The organism is Aminobacter niigataensis, from assembly GCF_946995915.1.
Taxonomy (GTDB): domain Bacteria; phylum Pseudomonadota; class Alphaproteobacteria; order Rhizobiales; family Rhizobiaceae; genus Aminobacter; species Aminobacter niigataensis.
Window position 1 is genome coordinate 748,733 of record NZ_OX341517.1, and the last position, 21,966, is coordinate 770,698.

A 21,966-nucleotide genomic window follows, 5' to 3' on the forward strand; every position below is an offset into this window, starting at 1 on the left:
GTCCAGGCGCGCGCTCAGTCTCATGGCTGCGGGTATAGAGCAAATCGGGCAAACGTGAAGCGGTTTTCGACCCGGATTTGCGCCGGAAAGGCAAGGTCAGTGCTTGCCGCGGCGATAGACCCAGAGCTGCGTCGGCGGAATGTTGCGGATGACGAAATCGAAATGCTCGACCGTGTAGTTGCCCAGTCCCGGCGGGATCGGCGACTTCGGCCCGTAGGTGAGCTGGATCACCGGCCGGCCGGCGGGAATGCGCTTGAGCAGGCCTTCGAGATAGGCGACGCGGCTGGCAACTGGGAAGTTGAGCAGCGGCACGCCCGAGATGACGCTATCGAAAACCAGCCCGCTCTTGTCGCCAAGCGTGGCGTCAAGCGCGAAGGCGTCGCCCTCGATGACGTTGACGCCGGGAAAGTTGCGGCGCAGGTGCTGGACGAAATCGGCGGAGTATTCGACCGTGTAGAGGTCTTCCGGCTTCACGCCGTGGGCCAGGATCGCCTTGGTGATGACGCCGGTGCCGGGACCGACTTCGAGGACCGGCAGGCCCGATTTGGTGTCGATGACCGAGGCCATGCGCTTTGCGGTGAACGAGCTCGTCGGCACGATCGAGCCTACGGCTTTCGGCTTGTCGATCCAGCCCTTGAAGAACTTCAACTCGTCGTCGAACTTGGCCGCAAGGGTTTTGCGCAATCCGGAACCGCGTGGCATCACTTTGATCTCCTCACCCCTGCTGCCGGAGAAATAACAGCAAAGTGGCTCAAGGCAAGCGGAAAGCTGGCTCAATTTACGTTACGGCAGAAACAATTCTCACTTGTCCCCGAAGGACTCGAAAAAGTCCTTCATGCGCGAGAAGAAGCCGCTCGATTGCGGCGAATTCTCGGTCGAGGACAGCTTTTCGAATTCTTCGAGCAGTTCGCGCTGGCGCCGCGTCAGGCTCTGCGGTGTCTCGACCGCTGTCTGGATGTAGAGATCGCCGATCTGCGGCTGGCGCAAAATCGGCATGCCCTTGCCCTTGAGCCGGAACTGGCGGCCGTTCTGGGTGCCTTCAGGCACCTTCACCCGCGTCTGGGTGCCGTCGAGCGTCGCCACCTCGAACGAGCCGCCCAGGGCGGCCGTGGTCATCGAGATCGGCACCTTGCAATAGAGGTCGGCGCCGTCGCGCTGGAAGAACTCATGCGGCTTGACCGACAGGAAGATGTAGAGGTCGCCCGACGGGCCGCCGCGCAGGCCGGCTTCGCCCTCATTGGCAAGACGGATTCGGGTGCCGTCCTCGATGCCCGAGGGAATATTGACCGACAGCGAACGCTCTTCGGTGACGCGGCCCTGGCCGGCGCACTTGCCGCACGGGTCCTTGATGGTCTGGCCGCGGCCCTGGCACTGCGGGCAGGTGCGTTCGATCGAGAAGAAGCCCTGGCTGGCGCGCACCTTGCCATGGCCGGCGCACATCGAGCAGGTTACCGGCTGGGTGCCCGGCTTGGCGCCCGAGCCGGCGCATTCGGTGCACAGGATCGACGTCGGCACGCGGATTTGCGCAGTCTTGCCGGCAAAGGCCTCCTCGAGCGTGATCTCCATGTTGTAGCGCAGGTCGGCGCCGCGCTCGCGACCGTTTGAGGAGCGACGCCGGCCGCCGCCCATCATGTCGCCGAAGATGTCCTCGAAGATGTCGGCAAAGCCGCCCGAACCGAAACCGCCACCGCCGCCATTGCCCATGCCGCCATTCTCGAAGGCGGCGTGGCCGAAGCGATCATAGGCGGCGCGCTTCTGCGGGTCCTTCAGCGTCTCGTAGGCTTCGTTGATTTCCTTGAACTTGTGCTCGCAGGCATCGTCGCCGGGATTGCGGTCGGGATGGAACTGCATGGCGAGCTTGCGGAAGGCCGACTTCAGCTCCTTCTCGTCAGCGCCCTTCTGGACGCCCAGCGTTTCGTAGAAATCAGCTTTCATATCTTCCCGCTGCCGGTTGCCCAATGTCTTGTGGCATTGTTTGCCGGTGTTCTGGCGACAGGCTTCGATTTAGTGAGCCTGAGGCCGCGATGCCAGAGTTTGAGCGGCTTTCGCCGCACTTTTTCGCTTCAGGTTGCAAAAAAGCCCGGCCAAACCGCCGGGCTTTCTTGTCAGAGCCTCGAAATGGGCACTTAAGCCGACTTCTTCTTGTCGTCGTTGTCGTCGATTTCCTCGAAATCGGCGTCGACGACGTCGCTGTCCTTGGCCGCGTCAGCCGCGGCATCGGATTCAGCCGCTTCCTTCTGCGACGCCTCGTACATCGCCTGGCCGAGCTTCATCGAAGCTTCGGCAAGCGTCTGCGACTTGGCATTGATCGCCTCGACGTCGTCGCTTTCGGTGGCGGTCCTGAGGGCCGTGATCGCATCGGAAATCGCGGTGCGGTCGGCCTCGGTGACCTTGTCGCCATAGTCCTTGAGCGACTTTTCGCTGCTGTTCAGCAGGCTTTCGGCCTGGTTGCGTGCCTCGACCAGCGCACGGCGCTTCTTGTCGGCGTCGGCATTCACCTCGGCGTCCTTGACCATCTTGTCGATGTCGGCGTCCGACAGGCCGCCAGATGCCTGGATGCGGATCTGGTGTTCCTTGCCGGTGCCCTTGTCCTTGGCCGAGACGTTGACGATGCCGTTGGCGTCGATGTCGAAGGTCACTTCGATCTGCGGCACGCCGCGCGGTGCGGGCGGAATGCCAACGAGGTCGAACTGGCCGAGCATCTTGTTGTCCTGCGCCATTTCACGCTCGCCCTGGAAGACGCGGATGGTCACCGCCGACTGAGAATCCTCAGCCGTCGAGAAGACCTGGCTCTTCTTGGTCGGGATCGTGGTGTTGCGCTCGATCAGGCGGGTGAACACGCCACCCAGCGTCTCGATGCCGAGCGACAGCGGGGTCACGTCGAGCAGCAGCACGTCCTTGACGTCGCCCTGCAGCACGCCGGCCTGGATGGCGGCACCAAGAGCAACCACCTCATCGGGGTTGACGCCCTTGTGCGGCTCCTTGCCGAAGAACTGCTTCACGATCTCCTGGATCTTGGGCATGCGGGTCATGCCGCCGACCAGGACCACTTCGTCGATCTCGCCAGCCTTGAGGCCGGCATCCTTGAGCGCAGCCTTGCACGGCTCGATCGTGCGCTGGACGAGGTCGTCGACCAGCTGCTCGAACTTGGCGCGCGACAGCTTCAGCGTCAGGTGCTTGGGACCGGTCGCGTCAGCGGTGATGAAGGGCAGGTTGATTTCGGTCTGGGTCGTCGACGACAGCTCGATCTTGGCCTTTTCAGCAGCTTCCTTGAGGCGCTGCAGGGCCAGCTTGTCGTTCTTCAGGTCGATGCCCTGTTCCTTCTTGAACTCGGCCGCCAGGTACTCGACCAGGCGCATGTCGAAGTCTTCGCCACCGAGGAAGGTGTCGCCGTTGGTCGACTTGACCTCGAACACGCCGTCGCCGATTTCGAGAACCGAGATATCGAAGGTGCCGCCGCCAAGGTCATAGACCGCAATGGTCTTGCCTTCGGTCTTGTCGAGACCATAGGCCAGCGCTGCTGCGGTCGGCTCGTTGATGATGCGCAGCACTTCGAGGCCGGCGATCTTGCCGGCGTCCTTGGTGGCCTGGCGCTGGGCGTCGTTGAAATAGGCCGGAACGGTGATGACGGCCTTTTCGACCTTCTCGCCGAGATAGGCTTCCGCCGTTTCCTTCATCTTCTGCAGGATCATTGCCGAGATCTGGCTGGGCGACTGCTTCTTGCCGCCGGCCTCGACCCAGGCGTCGCCATTGTCGCCATTGACGATCTCGTAGGGGACAAGCTTCTTGTCCTTCGCAGTGACCGGATCGTCATAGCGGCGGCCGATCAGGCGCTTGACCGCAAAGACGGTGTTTTCAGGATTGGTGACCGCCTGGCGCTTCGCCGGCTGGCCGACGAGACGCTCGCCGTCACCGCTGAAGGCGACGATGGAAGGGGTCGTGCGCGCGCCTTCCGCGTTCTCGATGACTTTCGCGTCCTTGCCGTCCATGACGGCGACGCAGGAATTGGTCGTTCCCAGGTCGATGCCGATAACTTTTGCCATTTTAAAGTCTTCTCTCCGCTAAGCAGGCTCTCTGGACCCATAAAGGCGTTCCGACGAAAGCCCCTGTTCACTCAGAATGCCGCTCCGGATACCGGTTTTCCGGGCCGAAGCGGTGTTGCGGCGTATATAAGAACAGGCTTCTGGCAGCGCAAGCGTTCTGCAAATTTCATGCGCCGGGACTCGGCAAAAGCCTGTGGCAAGCTCATATTTGGGGTATGAGCGAACCGCATTCCATCAACCTATTCGAGCATCGGCGCAACCGCACGCTGAATATGCTGCAAACCTGGCTGCTCGGGGCCGGCAGCCTGCTGCTGCTCGGCATCACGGCATGGGCCTTCGCCGGCAGCACCGGCCTGCTTTATGCGCTGATCTTCGGTGCCGTCTCGATGTGGGCGGTGCGGCGCATCAGCCCGCAGATGGTGCTGTCGATGTACAAGGCGCGTCAGGTCGGCGCCGCCGACTTTCCCGCCGGCTTCCGCATCGTCGAAGAGCTCGCCCGACGGGCCGAGCTACCGGCAGTCCCCAAGCTCTACGTCATCCCGTCCAAGATGATGAACGCGTTTGCCGTCGGCCGCCGCGACGATGCGGCCATCGCCGTCACCGACGCGCTCGCCCGCAACCTCACCCCGCGCGAGCTGGCCGGCGTCCTGGCCCATGAGATCAGCCACATCGCCCATGAAGACGTGAAGGTGATGGCCTTTGCCGACATGGTGTCGCGCTTCACCTCGTTCATGTCGACGGTCGGCCTGTTTTCGCTGTTCTTCAACCTGTTCGGCTTTGCCGGCGGTTTCCGCGCCCAGGTTCCGTGGCTGGCGGTGCTGGTGCTGCTGGCAGCCCCCACCGTCGGCGGCCTGCTGCAGATGGCGCTGTCGCGCACCCGCGAATTCGATGCCGACCTTGGCGCCGCGGTTTTGACCGGCGATCCCGATGGGCTGGCCTCGGCGCTGACCAAGCTCGAACGCGCGCAAGGCAAGCTGTGGGAAAACATCATCCTGCCCAGCGGCCGCATTCCCGACCCTTCGGTTCTGCGCAGCCACCCACTGACCGCCGACCGCGTCGCCCGGCTGCGGGCGCTGAAGAGGGCGGAGGTCGCCGATGAACTTACCGTCGCCGGCGCACCGGACCTGCCGCGCGCGCCACGGCCCTCGATGATCCCGAAGATCCGTGCGCATCCCGGCACCTACCTGCCGCATGGCGCCCGCGGCTTCATCAACGCCGCCAATACCGACTTCGCCGACGACACCCGGCCGGCCAGCGACATATCGATCAACCCGCCCGATGGCGGGCGCCCGCGCATCCGGGTGACGCGAGGCGGGGTGTGGTGGTGATTTTGGTGCCGGAGGCAGGGGAGAGAATTTCCACCGTTTTTGCGTTTTTTGAACATTAATCGCCACGCGGGAAGTCTTGCAACATCTCCTCAGTCGCGATTGGCTGTCACCATCTGTCAGCAACCCGCGTGGATAGCCGCTCCCGCTTTTCCACACCCCTCTCCACCGCCCGTATCATTCTCCTCGCGATCTTCCACGGGACCCCGGTGCGCACCGGGCAGCGGGGGGAAGCGCCGGTGCCGGGCTGGCAGGAGGTCGGATCTCCTGCTGGGTGATGAGCCCCCAAGTCCGGGCCTTGCGGCGGCTGGCGGTGAAAGCCGAGGCGACTGAGCGGGGCAAGCAACCGGGCGGGGCGCGAACGTCGCGCCACATAATTACTATCGGAAGGCACGGCCTCGCGCCCCGCTTCCCGAACTACCTCATCCTGAGCTTGTCGAAGGATGACAATGGCCAGACCGGCAACGGGGCGTGGCAAGGCGAGCACTTGCCTTCTCCCCTTGTGGGAGAAGGTGGCCGAGCGCAGCGAGGTCGGATGAGGGGTGTTGGAAGGAGTGAGAGGGTGGAGAAATGGATGTCGTCGGGAGGTTCGGAAGTGTGGCACTCCGTCCAGCACCCCCTCATCCGCCCCTTCGGGGCACCTTCTCCCACAAGGGAGAAGGGAAGCCCTACCTCCGGCCCTTCGCCTTGGGCACTCCGCCACTGGCGGCGACCCAGACGACATGGCGGGCCCCGCCGCCCCTGGTGCTGGCCCGAACCTTGACCTCGTCGACGACGAAACCGCTCTCATGCAAGCGCCGCGAAAACGACTTGTCCGGCCCTTGCGACCAGACCGTCAGCACGCCGCCCGGCTTCAGCGCGGTCTTCGCCGCATGCAGGCCGGCATAGTTGTAGAGGCTGTCATTGGCGTCGCGCGACAGGCCTTCGGGGCCGTTGTCGACATCGAGCAGGATGGCATCATACGCACCGGCGCCATCGCGGATCAGGCGACCGACATCGCCCTCCAGGATCTCGACGCGCGGGTCGTCGAGGCAGCCGCCGAATACCTCGGCCATCGGCCCGCGCGCCCAGGCGATCACCTCGGGCACCAGTTCGGCGACGACGATGCGGGCGTCCCTGCCGAGCAAGGCGAGCGCGGCGCGCAGGGTGAAGCCCATGCCGAGCCCGCCGATCAGGATCGTCGGCTTCGAACGGCCGCCGATGCGGTCGCAGGCCAGTTTCGCCAGCGCTTCCTCGGAGCCACTCAGGCGGCTGTTCATCAGCTCGTTGCTGCCGAGCATGATCGAGAACTCGGTGCCGCGCTGCTTGAGGCGCAGTTCGCCACCACCGGGAATCTTCGCGGTATCGAGTACGGTCCAGGGAATCATCGCCAAAAGCTCGTCGAACAGGTCATGCCGTGCTCCCTAGCACACGGCCTGCCCTTGGTCACATCTCGCCAAGCATGCCGGATCCGGTGACTACACAGCCTCCCAGCCGTCATGCTCGCCGGCGCGGAAGATGGCGTCGATGACCTTCTGGTTGAGCACCGACTCCTCCAGCGAAAAGACATGGTCGGAACCGCCTTGTGCTGCGCGCACGAAGGCCTCGACCTCCAGCCGGTACTGCTTGGCGCCGGAGAAATGGAACACCGTCGTTTCATTGTGGCCGGCATTGTGCAGCTCGACGCGCTCCTGCTCGTAAAGCCCGGCATTGAAGGGCGAGCGCACCTCGATGAAGCCCTTGTCGCCATGGAAGACCATCAGCTGGCGGTTGGCGAGCTGGGTCGAGAGGTAGAAGGACAGCTCGAACCCGCCGAAGTCGGCGCGTACGCTGGAATAGATATCGGTACCGAATTTCGGGTCGCGCTCGATGCTGGCCTGGACGCGCAGCGGCTCCTTGCCGGTCGAAAACCGCGTCGACACGGTCGGATAGACCCCGATGTCGGGCAAGGCGCCGCCGCCAAGGTCGAGCTGGTTGCGCATGTTGTTGGGGTCGACGTTGAAATAGGAAAACGCGCCCTGGACATGCCTGAGCTTGCCGATGGCGCCCGACGCGATCAGGTCGCGCACCTTGAGCCATTGCGGATGGTAGGTGACCATGAAGGCTTCGGAGACGATGACCTTGTTGCGGTTGCGGATCTCGATCAGCGGCGCGATGTCGGCCGCGTTCAGCGCCAGCGGCTTTTCGACCAGCACATGCTTGCCGGCCTCGGCGGCCTTCGCCGCCCATTCGAGATGCTGAGAGGTCGGCAGCGGAATGTAGACGCCGTCGACTGCGTCCGAAGCGAGCAGCTCGTCATAGGAGCCGAAGGCATGGGGTGCGCCGAAACGGTCGGCCAGCGCGCGGGCCCTGGCGACATCGCGGCTGGCGATCGCAGCGACCACGCCGTTGGTGGAATCGGCGATCGCCGGCAGCAGCTGCTCGCGGCCGATCTTGGCTGTCGAAAGTACGCCCCAGCGAAACATCTGACCTCTCCCGAAATGGACTGCGCGCCAGCCCGGCCGCGTGGCCGAGCTTGGCGGAAGCAGCAGCGAAATGCCAGAGGTTTCAGGCGGCGGCGCTCAGCCGCGGCGGCCGCTGAACTCCATGTCGAAGGCGACGATGTTGGAATAGATCGGCGTGCCGACATCCATCTGGTAGCGCGACCGGAACACCTTGCCGCTGACATGAAAGCGGATCTGCCCACCCTTCATGCCCTGCAGCTCGACGGCGAACTTTTCGGAGAAGGTGTGGCCGCGCGCCGTCAGTTGTCCGGTGATGACGGCCGAATTGTCGCCGGTGCGCTGCACCGACGTCGAGCGGAAGGTGATCTGGCGCGAATTGGCGACGTCGAAGACAGCGTCCGACTTCAGGAAGGCATCGATGCGGCCCTGGCCGGTGCCGACGCTGTCGGGGAAGATGGTCAGGTCGACGCGCGAACGGCCGATATCGCCGCCATCGATGCGGATCGTGCCCTTGAACTGGCCAAAGGCGCCGTTCAGCCCGCCGCCGCCGATCTTGCCGATGGCAAAGCGGATGCTCGAACCGTTGTTGGAAATGGCATACCGGCCGGCGGCATCCGACAGCGCCACCGCCGAGGCGGTGCTGTCGACCAGGCCGAAGGCAACGAGGGCTGCTACGCCAAGAACACGCAAAGACATGTCACCATACTCCCTGAGGGCACGGCCCATATGAGCCGCGCACCGAGACCAACGAATCGGCCTAGGCTGCTATTCCGGCTTTCGCGCCCGTCTTGCGATAAAGGGCGAAATCATCCTGACCAACACGACATCGCGCAGCCAGAAATGATGCCTGAACGCCGCGAGAATATGCAACACGACCAATGCGATGGCGGCATAGGCAAGCCATTTGTGACCGAAGATCCAGAAGTCCTCGGCCTGCTCGGAGACGCCGAGCGGCAGATGCGGCATGACGAAGAGATTGAACGGAACGGATGGGATTTCGAGCACCGAGACGGAAACCAGCACCCAACCCGACAACGGCACCACAAGCTGCGCCGCATAGAGCAGGAGATGGACGGCAGGCGCCGCGGCGCGCTCCAGCGGCCCGACCTCTTCGGGCAGTTCCGGACTCAGATTGGCGAGCCGCCAGCCGATGCGGATCAACACCAGCCCGAGCAGCAGGAAGCCGAAGGATTTGTGCAGCTGGATCAGCTCGAAGGCGGTGCGCTGGCTGGCGATGCGGACCATCGTCCAGCCCAGCGCGAACTGGCCGATGAAGATCAGCCCGATCAGCCAATGAAGGATGATGGCGGCCCAGCCGTAGCGGGTTGTCGTGTTGCGCAGCATCGCTGGCTTCAACGTGCGGGAGGGGCGAATGTTTCCCGGCAACGAGAAAGGCCGGGCGCGAGGCCCGGCCTTTTGTTCGTATTTGGCTACCCGGAGGTCAGCTGCGGAGCGCGCCGCCGGTCTGCTTCTTGACGTTCTCGACGATCCTGGCTGCGAGCGCCTCGAAATCCTGGTCGGTCAGCGTCTTTTCGACCGGCTGGATCGACACCTCGATGGCGACCGACTTCTTGCCTTCGCCGAGCGACGCGCCTTCGAAGATGTCGAACACCGACACAGCAGTGATCAGCTTCTTGTCGGCAGCGAGTGCCGCGCGGGTCAGGGTGCCGGCCTCGACGGCCTTGTCGACGACAAAGGCGAAGTCGCGCTTGACCGCCTGGAAGGCCGACAGATCGAGCCTCGGCTTGGTCTTGGTCGGCTTGGCCTTCGGTTCGGGCACGGCGTCGACGTAGACCTCGAAGCCGCAGAGCGGGCCCGACACGTCGAGGCCTTCGAGCGTCCTCGGATGGAACTCGCCGAAGGTGCCGAGCACGACCTTGGGGCCGAGCTTGATGACGCCGGAACGGCCAGGGTGGTACCACTCAGGCGCGCCGGTTTCGATCTGCAGCCGGTCGACGGGCGCGCCGCAGGCTTCGAGCGCGGCGATGGCATCGGCCTTGGCGTCGAACACGCCGACATTGCCCGCATTGCCCGACCAGCTACGGCCCGAGCCTTCGAGCTTGGCGGTGCCGCGGCGGACGCCGGCAGCGACGCGGCGCTGGCCTTCGGCGGTGTCGTTTTCATAGGTGCCGGAGACCTCGAACAGGGCGACGTCGCCCAGACCGCGGTCGGCATTACGCTGGGCGGCAGCGATCAGGCCCGGCAGCAGCGAAGGCCGCATGTCGGACATGTCGGCTGCAATCGGGTTCGACAGCTTGAGGCTTTGCTGGCCACCGCCAAACAGCTCGGCGTGCTTCGCCGGGATGAACGACCAGGTGACGGCCTCCATCATGCCGCGCACGGCGAGCGCGCGCCGCGCCGAGCGGGTGCGTATCTGCAGCGTGGTCAGGATCTTGCCGTTGACGGCGTCATGGGCGCCCAGCGGCTGCGGCGCGATGTTGTCGACGCCGTGGATGCGCATGACCTCTTCGACGAGGTCGGCCTTGCCGTCGACATCGGGGCGCCAGGACGGCACGGTGACATCGACGACGTCGCTGCTGCCGTTCACGCCGAAGCCGAGGCGGGTGAGGATATCGAGGCTTTCGGCTTTCGGCACCTCGATGCCGGTCAGGCGCTTGATCTCCGAGAGCGGCAAGGAAACGACCTTGGCCTTGTGGCCGGCATAGCCGACAACATCGGTCTTCGTCGGCTGGCCGCCGCAGAGCTCCAGCACCAGCTTCGTCGCCAGCTCGACGCCGGGAACCATGAATTCGGGGTCGACGCCACGCTCGAAGCGGTAGCGCGCATCGGTGATGATGCCGAGCGTGCGGCCGGTGCGGGCCGTGGTGATCGGGTCCCAAAGCGCCGATTCGATCAGCACGTCGGTGGTGTTCTCATCGCAGCCGGAATGCTCGCCGCCCATGATACCGGCAATCGCCTCGACGCCGTTGTCGTCAGCGATGACACACATCTCGGTGGTCGGGGCATATTCGCGGCCGTCGAGCGCCATGACCTTGTCGCCCTCGCGGCCACGGCGGACGACCAGATTGCCGGCGACCTTCCTGGCGTCGAAGACGTGCAGCGGGCGGCCGCGGTCGAAGGTGACGTAGTTGGTGATGTCGACCAGCGCGTTGATGGGGCGGAGGCCGATGGCGAGCAGGCGCTGCTGCATCCACTTGGGCGAGGGGCCGTTCTTGACGCCGCGCACAAGGCGCAGCGCGAAGCCGGGGCAGAGCTCGGGCGCCTCGATCGTCACCTTGACCGGGCATTCGCCTTCGCCTGCGACCGGCGCGACATCGCCGCCCTTGAGCGTGCCGAGGCCGGACGCCGCGAGATCGCGCGCAATGCCGTGGACGCTGGTGGCGTCGGGGCGGTTGGGCGTCAGGTTGATCTCGATCATCGGGTCGTCGAGATGAGCATAGGACGCAAAAGATGTGCCGACAGGCGCATCGGCCGGCAGGTCGATGATGCCGTTGTGCTCGTCCGACAGCTGCAGCTCGCGCTCGGAGCACATCATGCCGTGGCTTTCGACACCGCGGATTTTGCCGACCGACAGCGTGACGTCGATGCCGGGAACGTAGGCACCCGGAGCGGCGAAGGCACCGACCAGGCCGGCGCGCGCATTGGGCGCGCCGCAGACGACCTGCACCGGCTTGCCGTCGCCGGTGTCGACGCTCAGCACTTGCAGCTTGTCGGCGTCAGGATGACGCTCGGCCGTCAGCACCTTGGCGATGACGAAGGGCTTGAGCGCCGCCTTGTCGTCGACGGATTCGACTTCGAGGCCGATCGAGGTCAGCCGCTCGACGATCTGGTCAAGCGTGGCGTCGGTGTCGAGATGATCCTTGAGCCAGGAGAGGGTGAATTTCATGGGTTCACTCGTTTCGTGTCGTTGCGGTCGAGCACTTCCACCAGGCGGAACCGCTCACAAACCAAAATCATGTCAGGCGCATAACCGCCATTGCGGGCGAAATAGGCCTCGTGGGCCTCTCGCCAATAGTCGTAGGACAGGTCGCCCTCGCCTTCCGCGGCGGCAAAGGCGGCATCGACCTCGTCGAAGCGCTTGTGCTCGACCGATATCGTCTCGATGACCGCAGCGCGGCGGCCCTGGCCATCGAGCACGACATCGCGGCGGCCGACCTCGGGCACCGGCTCGGCGCCACCAAAATCGCGCAAGGCACCGCAGGTCGCGGTCTTGCGGCCCGACAACACCAGCGCCAGCAACTCGTCAGCCAGTTCGGGACTATCGCCGAAAGCGAAGGTCACCGCACCGGCATATCGGTCGGCGGCGTCGATCATGCGCTCAGGCCACCGAACAAGGTCGGCATGTCGAGCGGGCGGAAGCCGTAGTGCTGGAGCCAGCGGACATCGGCGTCGAAGAAGGCGCGCAGGTCGGGCATGCCGTATTTCAGCATGGCGATGCGATCGATGCCCATGCCCCAGGCGAAGCCCTGGTATTCGTCGGGATCAAGGCCGCCATGGCGCAGCACGTTCGGATGGACCATGCCGCAGCCGAGGATCTCCATCCAGTCATTGCCTTCGCCAAAGCGCACTTCGCCGGGACGCGAGCGGTCGCACTGGATGTCGACCTCGAGGCTCGGCTCGGTGAACGGGAAGAAGGACGGGCGGAAGCGCATCTTGACGCTGGGCACCTCGAAGAACGCCTTGCAGAACTCCTCCAGCACCCACTTCATGTTGGCAATGTTGGCGGTCTTGTCGATCACCAGGCCCTCGACCTGATGGAACATCGGCGAGTGGGTGGCGTCCGAATCCTGGCGATAGGTCTTGCCCGGTATGACGATGCGGATCGGCGGCTTCTGCGTCTCCATGGTGCGGATCTGCACCGGCGAGGTGTGGGTGCGCAGAAGCTTGCGCTCGCCATTCTGGTCGGGCGGAAAGAAGAAGGTGTCGTGCATCTCGCGCGCCGGATGCCCCTCGGGGAAGTTCAGCGCGGTGAAATTGTAGTGGTCGGTCTCGACATCGGGACCTTCGGCGATGGCGAAGCCGAGATCGCCGAAGATCGCAGCGATCTCGTCGATGACCTGGCTGATCGGGTGGATACGGCCGCGCTCGGCTGGCGACTGGCGCACCGGCAAGGTGACGTCGACCTTTTCGGCGATCAGGCGTGCATTGATGGCAACGTCGCGCAGTTCGGTCTTGCGGGCGGACAGCGCATCGGTGACGCGGTTCTTGAGGCCGTTGATCGCCGGGCCCTTGGTCTGGCGCTCTTCGGCGCTCATCGCGCCGAGGGTCTTCAGCATCTCCGAGACCGAGCCCTTCTTGCCGAGGGCTGCGACGCGCACCGCCTCGATCGCCTGCTCGTCGGCGGCGGAAGCGATGTCGCTCAGCAGCGACTGTTCGAGAGTTTCAAGATCGCTCATGGTCCAGTTCCGTTGCGGCCCTAGCGGCCCTTCGTTGCTGCAAAGAAAAACCCGCGCCAGCCGTGCCAGCGCGGGTTTCCCAAATCAAGTCAGTGATGCTTGGGAAGGCGCTGGTTAAGCAACAGCGCTTTCAAAAGCATTCGGGGTGGTGTTCTTGAGGTACTCAAGAGCAACCTTGGCCTTGGCCACGAGCGCGGCGAATGCCTGCGGCTCATGGATGGCCATGTCGGAGAGGATCTTGCGATCGATCTCGATGTTGGCCTTGTTCAGGCCGTCGATGAAGCGGCCGTAGGTCAGGCCGTGCTCGCGAACCGCGGCGTTGATGCGCTGGACCCACAGGGCGCGGAAGTTGCGCTTGCGGTTCTTGCGGTCGCGGTAAGCATACTGCTTCGACTTTTCCACCGCCTGCTTGGCAATGCGGATGGTGTTCTTGCGGCGGCCGTAGAAGCCCTTGGCAGCCTGCAGAACCTTCTTGTGCTTGGCGTGGGCGGTTACGCCCCTTTTTACACGTGCCATGTCATGATCTCCTTAAAACGCTATCCAGGCCGAGTGCTCAGAGGCCGTTCGGCAGAAAATTCTTGATGACCTTCTTGCCGTCCGGTTCAGCCAGAACCATCGTGCCACGGGCATCGCGAATGAACTTGTTGGAACGCTTGATCATGCCATGGCGCTTGCCGGCGGCAGCCGCCAGGACCTTGCCGGTCGCGGTGATCTTGAACCGCTTCTTGGCAGCGGATTTGGTCTTCATCTTGGGCATTTTGCTACTCCGTTCTTCAGGATCCCGTTGCACCCGAAAGCGCTGTCGAAATCCCTTCATGTTGTTGTTTTCAGGCCGACCAAAGCCCGAAAAGCAAATGAAACCGCCACGGCATGCCCTGCCGGGCGGTTCTGGGACGCGGCTATATACGCGGAAGTTTGGCGCAGTGCAACACCCTGAAAGGGGCGCAAGAGCAATGAATCCGCGGCCTCAGGGGAGGCGGAACAGCACCGGCAGAGCGCCGGTGACCTGGGCGTGGTCGATCAGCTCGAACACAGGAAGGGCCACCAAAAAGACGAGACCGTCGAGTAACGTGTTCAGCAACAGCTTCGGCTTGAAGCGGCCGGTGTCGCCCTCCTTGTATAGGGAGATGTCGGGAACGAAACGCGGAACCCGGGCGACATAGGCGGCGTATTCGGGGCCGAAGAGGTGTCCGAGGTGCTTTTCCTCGCGCAGGATGACGACGTGGAAGGCAAGGGCACACATGAGCGCAAAGCCAATGCTGACGACGATCGAGCCCATCTGCGCGCCGACGCCGGCGGCAGCCAGCGTCGAGAAGACATAGAGCGGATTGCGGGTCATCGAATAAGGTCCGCCGGTAACGATCTCGCCCGACTTGCGCCCCCCGATGTAGAGCGTGCACCAGAGCCTGCCGACGATGCCGAGGAAGATCATCAGGATGCCGGCCATTTCGACGACTTCATGGATCGTCGTGTCGGGCGGGAAGGAGGACTGGCCGAACAGCAACGCCGCGAACAGCGCCACGATCAACGCGGCAAGCACGATGCGGCGCCTGTGCTGGTAGCTGCCCAGGCCCTTGTATTCCGGCTCGCTCATTGCTTTCCACTCGCCAGCCGCTCGCTTGTGGCGAGTTTGTCGCTCGGCGCCTTGCAGGAGAAATGGCCTCGTTCCGGCAGGGCTGCCGGAACCCGCGGAGCGCTGCGCGTCCTTTCGGACGCGCAGAAACGCTCCGGCAGTGTCAGTCGCGCCGAGAACCCCGAAAATCTGTGTCGATTTTTGGGCGGCTCTCGCACCAGGCGTCAGCGCGGCGCGAGCACCATCATCATCTGGCGGCCTTCGAGCTTGGGCTCGGCCTCGACCTTGGCGATGGCGGCAGTTTCCTCACGGACCTTGTTGAGGAGCTGCATGCCGAGTTCCATATGCGCCATCTCGCGGCCACGGAACCTGAGCGTCAGCTTGACCTTGTCGCCTTCCTCGAAGAAGCGGCGAACCGCCTTCATCTTGGTCTCGTAGTCGTGGTCGTCGATGTTCGGGCGCATCTTGATCTCTTTGATCTCGATGACCTTCTGGTTCTTGCGCGCCTCGGCCGCCTTCTTCTGGTTGGCGTATTTCAGCTTGCCGAGGTCAAGAATCTTGACGACGGGCGGCTGGGCGTTGGGGGAAATTTCTACGAGATCGAGGCCTGCCTCTTCGGCGGCCAGGAGTGCGTCGTTGATGGAAACATCGCCACGGTTGGAACCGTCGACGTCGATCAGCTGGACCCGGGGAACCCGGATGTCACGGTTAGCGCGCGGGCCGTCCTTGGTGGGTGCGGCTGCTTTAAAAGGTCTGCGAATGGTCGTTGTCTCCTCGAGCCATTGACGTTGTCATGTTTGCGGACGCGCCAATGTGGGGAGCGCGCGGGCGAAGTCAATAACACAGCACTCGCAACAAATCACCTGCTTCCGCACATGCGAACTGCCCCAAAAGAACGATTCTTGCGGCACTTTCCGCACCGGGCCGGCTGTGCCACAAGTCCGTGCCGAGGGGATTTGACATGACTGCCAGCACACCGGACTTCATCGAGGTCGACAACACCCGCATCGCCGTAAGGTATCAGGACGGCGCAGCACCCGGCGTTGTCTGGCTTGGCGGCTACAAATCGGACATGCTGGGAACCAAGGCGGAGACGCTGGCCACCTGGGCCGCGGGCGAGGGGCGCGCCTTCCTGCGCCACGACTATTCCGGCCACGGCGAAAGCGGCGGCGCCTTTGCCGACGGCACGATCTCGAGATGGCTAGCCGAGAGCCTCGCCGTCTTTCGAAAGTTCACCAAGGGGCCGCAGATGCTGGTCGGCTCGTCGATGGGCGCCTGGATTGCGCTCAGGATGAACGACGAACTCAACAAGGCAGGCGAGGGCGACCGCGTCGCCGGCCTCGTGCTTCTGGCACCGGCGCCCGACTTCACCGCAGAGCTGGTCGAACCGGCGCTGACCGAGGCGCAGCGGAAAGACCTCGCCGAGAAGGGCTATTTCGAGGAGCCGTCGGAGTATTCGCCGGAGCCCTACATCTATACCCGCGCCCTGATCGAGGACGGCCGCCAAAACCTGGTCATGACCGGACCGATCCACACCCATTGCCCCGTCCACATCATTCAGGGCCTTGCCGATCCCGACGTGCCACACAGCCACGCGCTGAAGCTTATGAGTCTTCTGCCCGCCGACGATGCGACGCTGTCGCTGGTGCCCAACGGCGACCACCGGCTGTCACGGCCCGAAGACCTCGATCTGTTGACCCGCGCGGTCAGCGAAATGATTAGCCGGGTGGGCTGAGCGCATGCGCATCTCGATCCCGATCTCGGCCTTCGTTGCGGCCATCGTCGGCTTCGGCGGCACGCTGGCGATCATCATCGCCGCCGCCGACGCCGTCGGCGCGACGCAGGTGCAGACGGCGAGTTGGGTGACCGCCATCTGCCTTGCCATGGCGCTGGAGACCGCATGGCTGTCGTGGCGGACGAAGATGCCTGTCATCACCGCCTGGTCGACGCCGGGTGCGGCACTGATCGCGGCGAGCAGCGGCTTCACCATCGGCGAGGCGGTCGGCGCCTTTCTCGTCACCGGCGTGCTTCTGGTGCTGACCGGACTGATCAAGCCGCTGACGCAGCTGATCTCGCGCATCCCGGCCTCAGTTGCTTCTGCCATGCTGGCCGGCATCGTCGTGACCTTCGCCATCAATGCGGCAAAGACAGTGCCGTCCGACCCATGGCTGATCCTGCCGCTGATTGCCGCGTTTTTCCTGATCAGGCTCTACAATCCGGCGCTGTCGGTTCTGGTGGTGCTGGTCGGCGGCGGGTTGGCGGCGTTCCTCACCGGCCGCGTCGGCGGGCTGCCGGCACCTGAACTGTCGACCCTGACGCTAATCGCGCCCGAGTTCACCGCCACCGCCATCATCGGCCTGGCCGTGCCGCTCTACCTCGTCACCATGGCTTCGCAGAATCTTTCCGGCCTCGCCGTGCTGCGCGCCGCCGGCTACCACCCCGAGCCCGGCCCGCTGATCGGGGTGACCGGGCTGTTCTCGGTGCTGTCTGCGCCGTTCGGCGCCTCGACCACCAATCTCGCGGCAATCTCGGCGGCGATATGCACCGGCCCGGACGTGCATCCCGACATGAAGGAGCGCTGGAAGACGGGACCGTACTATGCGCTGGCCTATGTCGTCTTCGCCGCCTTCGGCGCCTCGCTGGTGGCGATCTTCGCGGTGCTGCCGCCGAGCCTGATCGTGCTGGTGGCGGGGCTGGCGCTGATGGCCTCGCTGGCCAATGCGCTGGCGATCGCGCTCAAGGACGAGCACCATCGCATGGCCGCGACGACGGCTTTCGTCGTCACCGCCTCGGGGCTGACGCTGCTCGGTGTCGGCTCGGCTTTCTGGGGGCTGGTTGCCGGATTGGTCGTTCTGGTGCTGGAAAACCTGAAAAAGGGCTAGGATTCGCAAGGCCTTGTCCGGTTTTGCCCGTCACCGTCTTGAATCGCCATTTTTGTCTTCCCATCTCGATTCCAAGCAGCCGACCTGGCTGCCACCGATAGAAGGAACGGGAGACAGATGAACACGACTGCACTGATCCGTCCGGCCTGGACGCCGGCGACCATCGCATTGATGGTGATCGGCTTCATGGTGTTCTGGCCGCTCGGCCTCGCCATGCTTGCCTACATCATCTGGGGCGACCGGCTTGACGGTTTCAAGCGCGATGTAAACCGTGCGACCGACGGCGTCTTCGCCGGCTGCCGCCGGGCTTCCTACCGGGCCAGCGCCCAGACCGGCAACGTCGCCTTCGACGACTGGCGCGAGAAGGAACTCGAGCGCCTCAACGAAGAGCGCCGCAAGCTGGACGAGATGCGCGACGAGTTCGACACCTATGCCCGCGAACTGCGCCGGGCCAAGGACCAGGACGACTTCGACCGCTTCATGGCCAACCGCAACAAGCCGACGGCGCCCACGGTCACGCCCAAGAAGGGCGGCAAGTCAGGCCTGCTTGACGACTGAGGCCGCACCCACGCGATGAACGCCAACGGCGCCGTGCATGCGGCGCCGTTTTCTTTTGCTCCGATTTCCCTCGAATCATCTAGTCTCGCCCCATGTCCTTTGGCTTCTTCCGCAAGCTGACAAAGCCAGCGCCTGCTCCCGTCCAGGAGCGGGATCACGTCGTCGCGGGCCGCACGCTGCCGCTCAGGATCGTCGAGAACGACCGGGCGCGGCGGCTGACGCTGCGCATCGACGCCGGCGGCCGCGGCCTGCGCATCACCGTGCCGCCCGGCCTGCGCCAGGGCGAGGTCGACCGGTTTCTCGACCGCCACCAGGGCTGGCTGGAACAGCGCCTCGCCAAGGTGCCTGACAGGCCGCAGGTGCGCCCGGGCATCAAGATCCCGATCCGCGGCACCCCGCATCTGATCGTCCACGAGGGCGGAACGCGCGGAACGGTGCGCCAGTCGCAGGACGAAAGCGGACCGACGCTTGTCGTTCATGGCGACCGCACGCATCTGGCGCGACGCGTCGCAGACTTCCTCAAGCGCGAAGCCAAGCGCGACATCGAGGCGATGGTGGCGAAGCATGGCGAGGCCGCCGGCCGCCGCGCCAAGGCGATCCGCTTCCGCGATACGTCGAGCCGCTGGGGCTCGTGCACCTCGGACGGAACCCTGTCGTTCTCATGGCGGATCATGATGGCGCCGGCGCCGGTGATCAACTACCTCGTCGCCCACGAGGTGGCGCATCTGCGCGAAATGAACCACGGCCCGAAATTCTGGAAGCTGTGCGAAGAGCTTTGCCCCGACACCGAGCGCTGCAAGGCCTGGCTCAAGCGCAATGGCGGGGCGCTGCAGGCGATACAGTTCGAATGAGCGGCTTACCCTCCCCCTTGTGGGGAGGGTCGACGCGAAGCGGCGGGGTGGGGGTCAAAGGACGACTTGCTTATAACCGGCCGTACGCCTCGCTACCCCCACCCCGGACCTGCGGTCCGATCCTCCCCACAAGGGGGAGGGTAAGGCATTCGCTCTTTTCCTCGACTTCGCCGCCTTTTCGTGCCACTCCCCAGCCATGGCTTTCGACATCAAAATCTGCGGCCTCAAGACCGATGAGGCGCTGGCAACTGCGCTCGACAATGGCGCGAGCCATGTCGGCTTCATCTTCTTCGCCAAGAGCCCGCGCAACGTGTCACCAGACGATGCCGGACGGTTGCGACAGGCAGCGCGCGGCAAAGCCAAGGCGGTCGCCGTGACCGTCGATGCCGACGATACCTTCCTCGACGAGATCGTCGCCGCCATGGCGCCCGACATGATCCAGCTGCACGGCAAGGAAAGTCCGGCGCGGGTGGCCGAGGTCAAGGCGCGCTACGGCCTGCCCGTGATGAAGGCGTTCTCCATTCGCGAGGCAGCCGATTTCGAGGCGATCGCACCTTATGCCGGTGTCGCCGACCGCCTGCTTTTCGACGCCAAGCCGCCCGCCGGCTCCGAATTGCCCGGCGGCAACGGCGTCTCGTTCGACTGGCGGCTGCTCGCGGGCCTTGACGCCTCCGTCGATTACATGCTTTCGGGTGGGCTGAACGCCGTCAACGTCGGCGACGCCATCAAGCTCGCAAACCCGCCCGGCATCGACATTTCCTCGGGCGTGGAAAGCGCACCGGGCGTCAAGGATGCGGCGCTTATCGAGAATTTCTTCAGGGCCGTCCGGGCAGCTAGCGACCGCAGCGCCGCCTGATCGAGCCTCCAGCCGCAAGGAGATCGGCCGTGAACAAGCCGACTGAGCCCAATTCTTTCCGTACCGGACCCGACGAGCAGGGCATGTTCGGCATTTTCGGCGGACGGTTCGTTGCCGAAACGCTGATGCCGCTGATCCTCGAACTGCAGCGTCACTGGGACGAGGCCAAGAACGATCCGGCCTTCAAGGCGGAGCTGAACGACCTGTCGACCCATTATGCCGGGCGGCCCTCCAAGCTCTATTATGCCGAAGGCCTGACCCGGCATTTGGGCGGCGCGAAGATCTACTTCAAGCGCGAAGACCTCAACCACACCGGCTCGCACAAGATCAACAATTGCCTCGGCCAGATCCTGCTTGCCAAGCGCATGGGCAAGACCCGCATCATCGCCGAAACCGGCGCCGGCCAGCATGGCGTCGCATCGGCGACGGTCGCTGCACGCTTCGGCTTCCCATGCTTTGTCTACATGGGCGCCACCGACGTCGAGCGGCAGAAGCCCAACGTCTTCCGGATGAAGCTGCTCGGTGCCGAGGTTCGGCCCGTCAACGCCGGGCACGGCACGCTCAAGGACGCCATGAACGAGGCGCTGCGCGACTGGGTCACCAACGTGCACGACACCTATTACCTGATCGGCACGGCCGCCGGCCCGCACCCCTATCCGGAACTGGTCCGCGACTTCCAGTCGGTGATCGGCACCGAGGCGCGCACCCAGATCCTCGAGCAGGAGGGACGCCTGCCCGACGTGATCGTGGCCGCCGTCGGCGGCGGCTCGAATGCGATTGGCCTGTTCCACCCCTTCCTTGACGACCGCAGCGTCAAGATCGTCGGCATCGAAGCCGGCGGCCGCGGGCTCGACGGCATCGAGCACTGTGCCTCGATGAATGCCGGCAGCCCCGGCGTGCTGCACGGCAACCGCACCTATCTGTTGCAGAACGCCGACGGCCAGATCCTCGACGGTCATTCGATCTCGGCAGGCCTCGACTACCCCGGCGTCGGCCCCGAACATAGCTGGCTACGCGACACCGGCCGCGTCGAATACGTGCCGATCCTCGACGACGAGGCGCTGGACGCGTTCCAGCTCACCACCAAGGTGGAAGGCATCATCCCGGCGCTGGAATCGGCCCATGCCATCGCGCATGCCGTCAAGGTCGCGCCGACCATGGGCAAGGACAAGGTGATGATCGTCAACCTGTCAGGCCGCGGCGACAAGGACGTGCATACGGTCGCACAAATGCTGGGCATGGAGATCTGATCATGACGACCCGCATCGACCGCCGCATGGCGAAGCTCAAGGCCGAAGGCCGTCCCGCACTCGTCACCTATTTCATGGGCGGCGACCCGGACTACGAGACGTCGCTGTCGATCATGAGGGCGCTGCCCAAGGCCGGCAGCGACATCATCGAGCTTGGCATGCCGTTTTCCGACCCGATGGCCGACGGCCCGGCGATCCAGGCCGCCGGCCTGCGCGCGCTGAAGGCCGGCCAGACGCTGGGCAAGACGCTTCAGATGGCGCGCGAGTTCCGCAAGGACGACAACGAGACGCCGATCGTCATGATGGGCTACTACAACCCGATCTACATCTATGGTGTCGACCGCTTTCTCGAGGATGCAATCGCCTCCGGCATCGACGGGCTGATCGTCGTCGACCTGCCGCCGGAGATGGATGCCGAACTGTGCATCCCCGCACTCAAGGCCGGCATCAACTTCATCCGCCTGGCGACCCCGACGACCGACGACAAGCGCCTGCCCAAGGTGCTCGAGAACACGTCCGGCTTCGTCTACTACGTGTCGATGACCGGCATCACCGGTTCGGCGCTGGCCGACACGAGCAAGGTGGCCGAAGCGGTGCAGCGCATCAAGGCCCATACCGACCTGCCGGTCTGCGTCGGCTTTGGCGTCAAGACCGCCGAGCAGGCGAAGACCATCGGCGCATCGGCCGACGGCGTGGTCGTCGGTACCGCGATCGTCAATGCGGTTGCCAATGTCATCGGGCCGAAGGGCGAGAAAACCGCCGATCCGGCCGAGGCTGTCGCAACGCTGGTCAACGGCTTGTCCCAGGGCATTCGTGCTGCACGCCTTGCTACCGCCCAATAAATACCC

Annotated in this window: 22 protein-coding genes; 8 read left to right on the forward strand and 14 right to left on the reverse strand. The window is 64.5% G+C overall.

The annotated features are described in order from the left end of the window. Positions 1-96: 96 nt before the first annotated feature. The 3 genes from pmtA to dnaK all read right to left on the reverse strand — a co-directional run bounded on the left by pmtA (position 97) and on the right by dnaK (position 4,043). Positions 97-702 (reverse strand): phospholipid N-methyltransferase PmtA, encoded by a 606-nt coding sequence (gene pmtA, locus O1Y97_RS03500; protein WP_108606104.1) that lies wholly within the window; start codon positions 700-702, stop codon positions 97-99. A gap of 99 nt (positions 703-801) precedes the next feature. Then, positions 802-1,935 carry a molecular chaperone DnaJ gene (gene dnaJ / locus O1Y97_RS03505; RefSeq protein WP_108606105.1) on the reverse strand — a complete coding sequence of 378 codons (1,134 nt, stop codon included), beginning with the start codon at positions 1,933-1,935 and terminating at the stop codon, positions 802-804. A 191-nt stretch (positions 1,936-2,126) separates the two neighbouring features. Next, entirely contained in the window at positions 2,127-4,043 is a 1,917-nt protein-coding gene (gene dnaK / locus O1Y97_RS03510) for a molecular chaperone DnaK (RefSeq protein WP_108606106.1), read from the reverse strand. Positions 4,044-4,258: 215 nt separating this feature from the next. On the opposite strand from dnaK, the gene O1Y97_RS03515 reads away from it, so the two are divergent. Beyond that, on the forward strand, positions 4,259-5,371 hold the full coding sequence (locus O1Y97_RS03515) for a zinc metalloprotease HtpX (protein WP_318763110.1): 1,113 nt from the start codon (positions 4,259-4,261) through the stop codon (positions 5,369-5,371). A 665-nt stretch (positions 5,372-6,036) separates the two neighbouring features. Here the strand turns inward: O1Y97_RS03515 and O1Y97_RS03520 are convergent. The 11 genes from O1Y97_RS03520 to infC all read right to left on the reverse strand — a co-directional run bounded on the left by O1Y97_RS03520 (position 6,037) and on the right by infC (position 15,482). Then, positions 6,037-6,735 carry a spermidine synthase gene (locus O1Y97_RS03520; protein WP_318763111.1) on the reverse strand — a complete coding sequence of 233 codons (699 nt, stop codon included), beginning with the start codon at positions 6,733-6,735 and terminating at the stop codon, positions 6,037-6,039. Positions 6,736-6,825: 90 nt separating this feature from the next. Then, the gene (locus tag O1Y97_RS03525; protein ID WP_318763112.1) at positions 6,826-7,812 is read right to left on the reverse strand and encodes a Gfo/Idh/MocA family protein; all 987 of its coding nucleotides are present in this window, start codon (positions 7,810-7,812) and stop codon (positions 6,826-6,828) included. Positions 7,813-7,908: 96 nt separating this feature from the next. Further along, positions 7,909-8,487, reverse strand: a complete 579-nt coding sequence (locus tag O1Y97_RS03530) for a YceI family protein (protein ID WP_108609619.1) — start codon at positions 8,485-8,487, stop codon at positions 7,909-7,911. A 69-nt stretch (positions 8,488-8,556) separates the two neighbouring features. Beyond that, positions 8,557-9,135 (reverse strand): cytochrome b, encoded by a 579-nt coding sequence (locus O1Y97_RS03535; protein ID WP_318763113.1) that lies wholly within the window; start codon positions 9,133-9,135, stop codon positions 8,557-8,559. Between the two features lie 97 nt (positions 9,136-9,232). Continuing rightward, positions 9,233-11,638, reverse strand: a complete 2,406-nt coding sequence (gene pheT, locus O1Y97_RS03540; protein ID WP_318763114.1) for a phenylalanine--tRNA ligase subunit beta — start codon at positions 11,636-11,638, stop codon at positions 9,233-9,235. Next, the gene (locus O1Y97_RS03545) at positions 11,635-12,066 is read right to left on the reverse strand and encodes an ASCH domain-containing protein (protein WP_318763115.1); all 432 of its coding nucleotides are present in this window, start codon (positions 12,064-12,066) and stop codon (positions 11,635-11,637) included. The genes pheT and O1Y97_RS03545 overlap by 4 nt, the downstream gene beginning before the upstream one ends. Further along, complete coding sequence (gene pheS / locus O1Y97_RS03550) at positions 12,063-13,148, reverse strand: phenylalanine--tRNA ligase subunit alpha (protein WP_108606113.1); 1,086 nt, start codon at positions 13,146-13,148, stop codon at positions 12,063-12,065. Before pheS ends, O1Y97_RS03545 begins: the two co-directional genes overlap by 4 nt. Before the next feature lie 114 nt (positions 13,149-13,262). Then, complete coding sequence (gene rplT, locus O1Y97_RS03555) at positions 13,263-13,664, reverse strand: 50S ribosomal protein L20 (protein WP_055981977.1); 402 nt, start codon at positions 13,662-13,664, stop codon at positions 13,263-13,265. Positions 13,665-13,701: 37 nt separating this feature from the next. Continuing rightward, complete coding sequence (gene rpmI, locus O1Y97_RS03560; RefSeq protein WP_055981974.1) at positions 13,702-13,905, reverse strand: 50S ribosomal protein L35; 204 nt, start codon at positions 13,903-13,905, stop codon at positions 13,702-13,704. A 210-nt stretch (positions 13,906-14,115) separates the two neighbouring features. Beyond that, positions 14,116-14,742, reverse strand: a complete 627-nt coding sequence (locus O1Y97_RS03565) for a methyltransferase family protein (RefSeq protein ID WP_108606115.1) — start codon at positions 14,740-14,742, stop codon at positions 14,116-14,118. A gap of 203 nt (positions 14,743-14,945) precedes the next feature. Next, complete coding sequence (gene infC, locus O1Y97_RS03570; protein WP_082496743.1) at positions 14,946-15,482, reverse strand: translation initiation factor IF-3; 537 nt, start codon at positions 15,480-15,482, stop codon at positions 14,946-14,948. Positions 15,483-15,682: 200 nt separating this feature from the next. Between infC and O1Y97_RS03575 the strand changes: the two genes are divergently transcribed. From O1Y97_RS03575 to trpA, 7 genes are all read left to right on the forward strand, one after another. Next, positions 15,683-16,456 (forward strand): alpha/beta hydrolase, encoded by a 774-nt coding sequence (locus tag O1Y97_RS03575; protein ID WP_318763116.1) that lies wholly within the window; start codon positions 15,683-15,685, stop codon positions 16,454-16,456. 4 nt (positions 16,457-16,460) lie between these two features. After that, positions 16,461-17,603, forward strand: coding sequence for a benzoate/H(+) symporter BenE family transporter (locus O1Y97_RS03580; protein ID WP_108606117.1), 1,143 nt, complete (start codon positions 16,461-16,463; stop codon positions 17,601-17,603). A 117-nt stretch (positions 17,604-17,720) separates the two neighbouring features. Beyond that, positions 17,721-18,161, forward strand: coding sequence for a DUF2852 domain-containing protein (locus tag O1Y97_RS03585; RefSeq protein WP_108606118.1), 441 nt, complete (start codon positions 17,721-17,723; stop codon positions 18,159-18,161). A 92-nt stretch (positions 18,162-18,253) separates the two neighbouring features. After that, positions 18,254-19,012 (forward strand): M48 family metallopeptidase, encoded by a 759-nt coding sequence (locus O1Y97_RS03590; RefSeq protein WP_318763117.1) that lies wholly within the window; start codon positions 18,254-18,256, stop codon positions 19,010-19,012. A gap of 196 nt (positions 19,013-19,208) precedes the next feature. Beyond that, positions 19,209-19,868: a phosphoribosylanthranilate isomerase gene (locus O1Y97_RS03595; RefSeq protein WP_318763118.1), complete on the forward strand. Its 660-nt coding sequence runs from the start codon at positions 19,209-19,211 to the stop codon at positions 19,866-19,868. A gap of 29 nt (positions 19,869-19,897) precedes the next feature. Beyond that, complete coding sequence (trpB, locus tag O1Y97_RS03600; RefSeq protein WP_108606121.1) at positions 19,898-21,118, forward strand: tryptophan synthase subunit beta; 1,221 nt, start codon at positions 19,898-19,900, stop codon at positions 21,116-21,118. A 2-nt stretch (positions 21,119-21,120) separates the two neighbouring features. After that, positions 21,121-21,960, forward strand: a complete 840-nt coding sequence (trpA, locus tag O1Y97_RS03605) for a tryptophan synthase subunit alpha (protein WP_318763119.1) — start codon at positions 21,121-21,123, stop codon at positions 21,958-21,960. Positions 21,961-21,966 lie beyond the last annotated feature (6 nt).

Bases quoted from the DNA above. Each gene is read 5' to 3' on its own strand.
- pheS (WP_108606113.1), bottom strand. From the start codon at position 13,148: ATGAGCGATCTTGAAACTCTCGAACAGTCGCTGCTGAGCGACATCGCT.
- rplT (WP_055981977.1), bottom strand. From the start codon at position 13,664: ATGGCACGTGTAAAAAGGGGCGTAACCGCCCACGCCAAGCACAAGAAG.
- O1Y97_RS03595 (WP_318763118.1), top strand. From the start codon at position 19,209: ATGGCTTTCGACATCAAAATCTGCGGCCTCAAGACCGATGAGGCGCTG.
- O1Y97_RS03565 (WP_108606115.1), bottom strand. From the start codon at position 14,742: ATGAGCGAGCCGGAATACAAGGGCCTGGGCAGCTACCAGCACAGGCGC.
- rpmI (WP_055981974.1), bottom strand. From the start codon at position 13,905: ATGCCCAAGATGAAGACCAAATCCGCTGCCAAGAAGCGGTTCAAGATC.
- dnaK (WP_108606106.1), bottom strand. From the start codon at position 4,043: ATGGCAAAAGTTATCGGCATCGACCTGGGAACGACCAATTCCTGCGTC.
- O1Y97_RS03590 (WP_318763117.1), top strand. From the start codon at position 18,254: ATGTCCTTTGGCTTCTTCCGCAAGCTGACAAAGCCAGCGCCTGCTCCC.
- O1Y97_RS03580 (WP_108606117.1), top strand. From the start codon at position 16,461: ATGCGCATCTCGATCCCGATCTCGGCCTTCGTTGCGGCCATCGTCGGC.
- dnaJ (WP_108606105.1), bottom strand. From the start codon at position 1,935: ATGAAAGCTGATTTCTACGAAACGCTGGGCGTCCAGAAGGGCGCTGAC.
- O1Y97_RS03515 (WP_318763110.1), top strand. From the start codon at position 4,259: ATGAGCGAACCGCATTCCATCAACCTATTCGAGCATCGGCGCAACCGC.
- O1Y97_RS03530 (WP_108609619.1), bottom strand. From the start codon at position 8,487: ATGTCTTTGCGTGTTCTTGGCGTAGCAGCCCTCGTTGCCTTCGGCCTG.
- O1Y97_RS03585 (WP_108606118.1), top strand. From the start codon at position 17,721: ATGAACACGACTGCACTGATCCGTCCGGCCTGGACGCCGGCGACCATC.
- O1Y97_RS03525 (WP_318763112.1), bottom strand. From the start codon at position 7,812: ATGTTTCGCTGGGGCGTACTTTCGACAGCCAAGATCGGCCGCGAGCAG.
- O1Y97_RS03535 (WP_318763113.1), bottom strand. From the start codon at position 9,135: ATGCTGCGCAACACGACAACCCGCTACGGCTGGGCCGCCATCATCCTT.
- pheT (WP_318763114.1), bottom strand. From the start codon at position 11,638: ATGAAATTCACCCTCTCCTGGCTCAAGGATCATCTCGACACCGACGCC.
- trpA (WP_318763119.1), top strand. From the start codon at position 21,121: ATGACGACCCGCATCGACCGCCGCATGGCGAAGCTCAAGGCCGAAGGC.
- O1Y97_RS03520 (WP_318763111.1), bottom strand. From the start codon at position 6,735: ATGATTCCCTGGACCGTACTCGATACCGCGAAGATTCCCGGTGGTGGC.
- pmtA (WP_108606104.1), bottom strand. From the start codon at position 702: ATGCCACGCGGTTCCGGATTGCGCAAAACCCTTGCGGCCAAGTTCGAC.
- O1Y97_RS03575 (WP_318763116.1), top strand. From the start codon at position 15,683: ATGACTGCCAGCACACCGGACTTCATCGAGGTCGACAACACCCGCATC.
- O1Y97_RS03545 (WP_318763115.1), bottom strand. From the start codon at position 12,066: ATGATCGACGCCGCCGACCGATATGCCGGTGCGGTGACCTTCGCTTTC.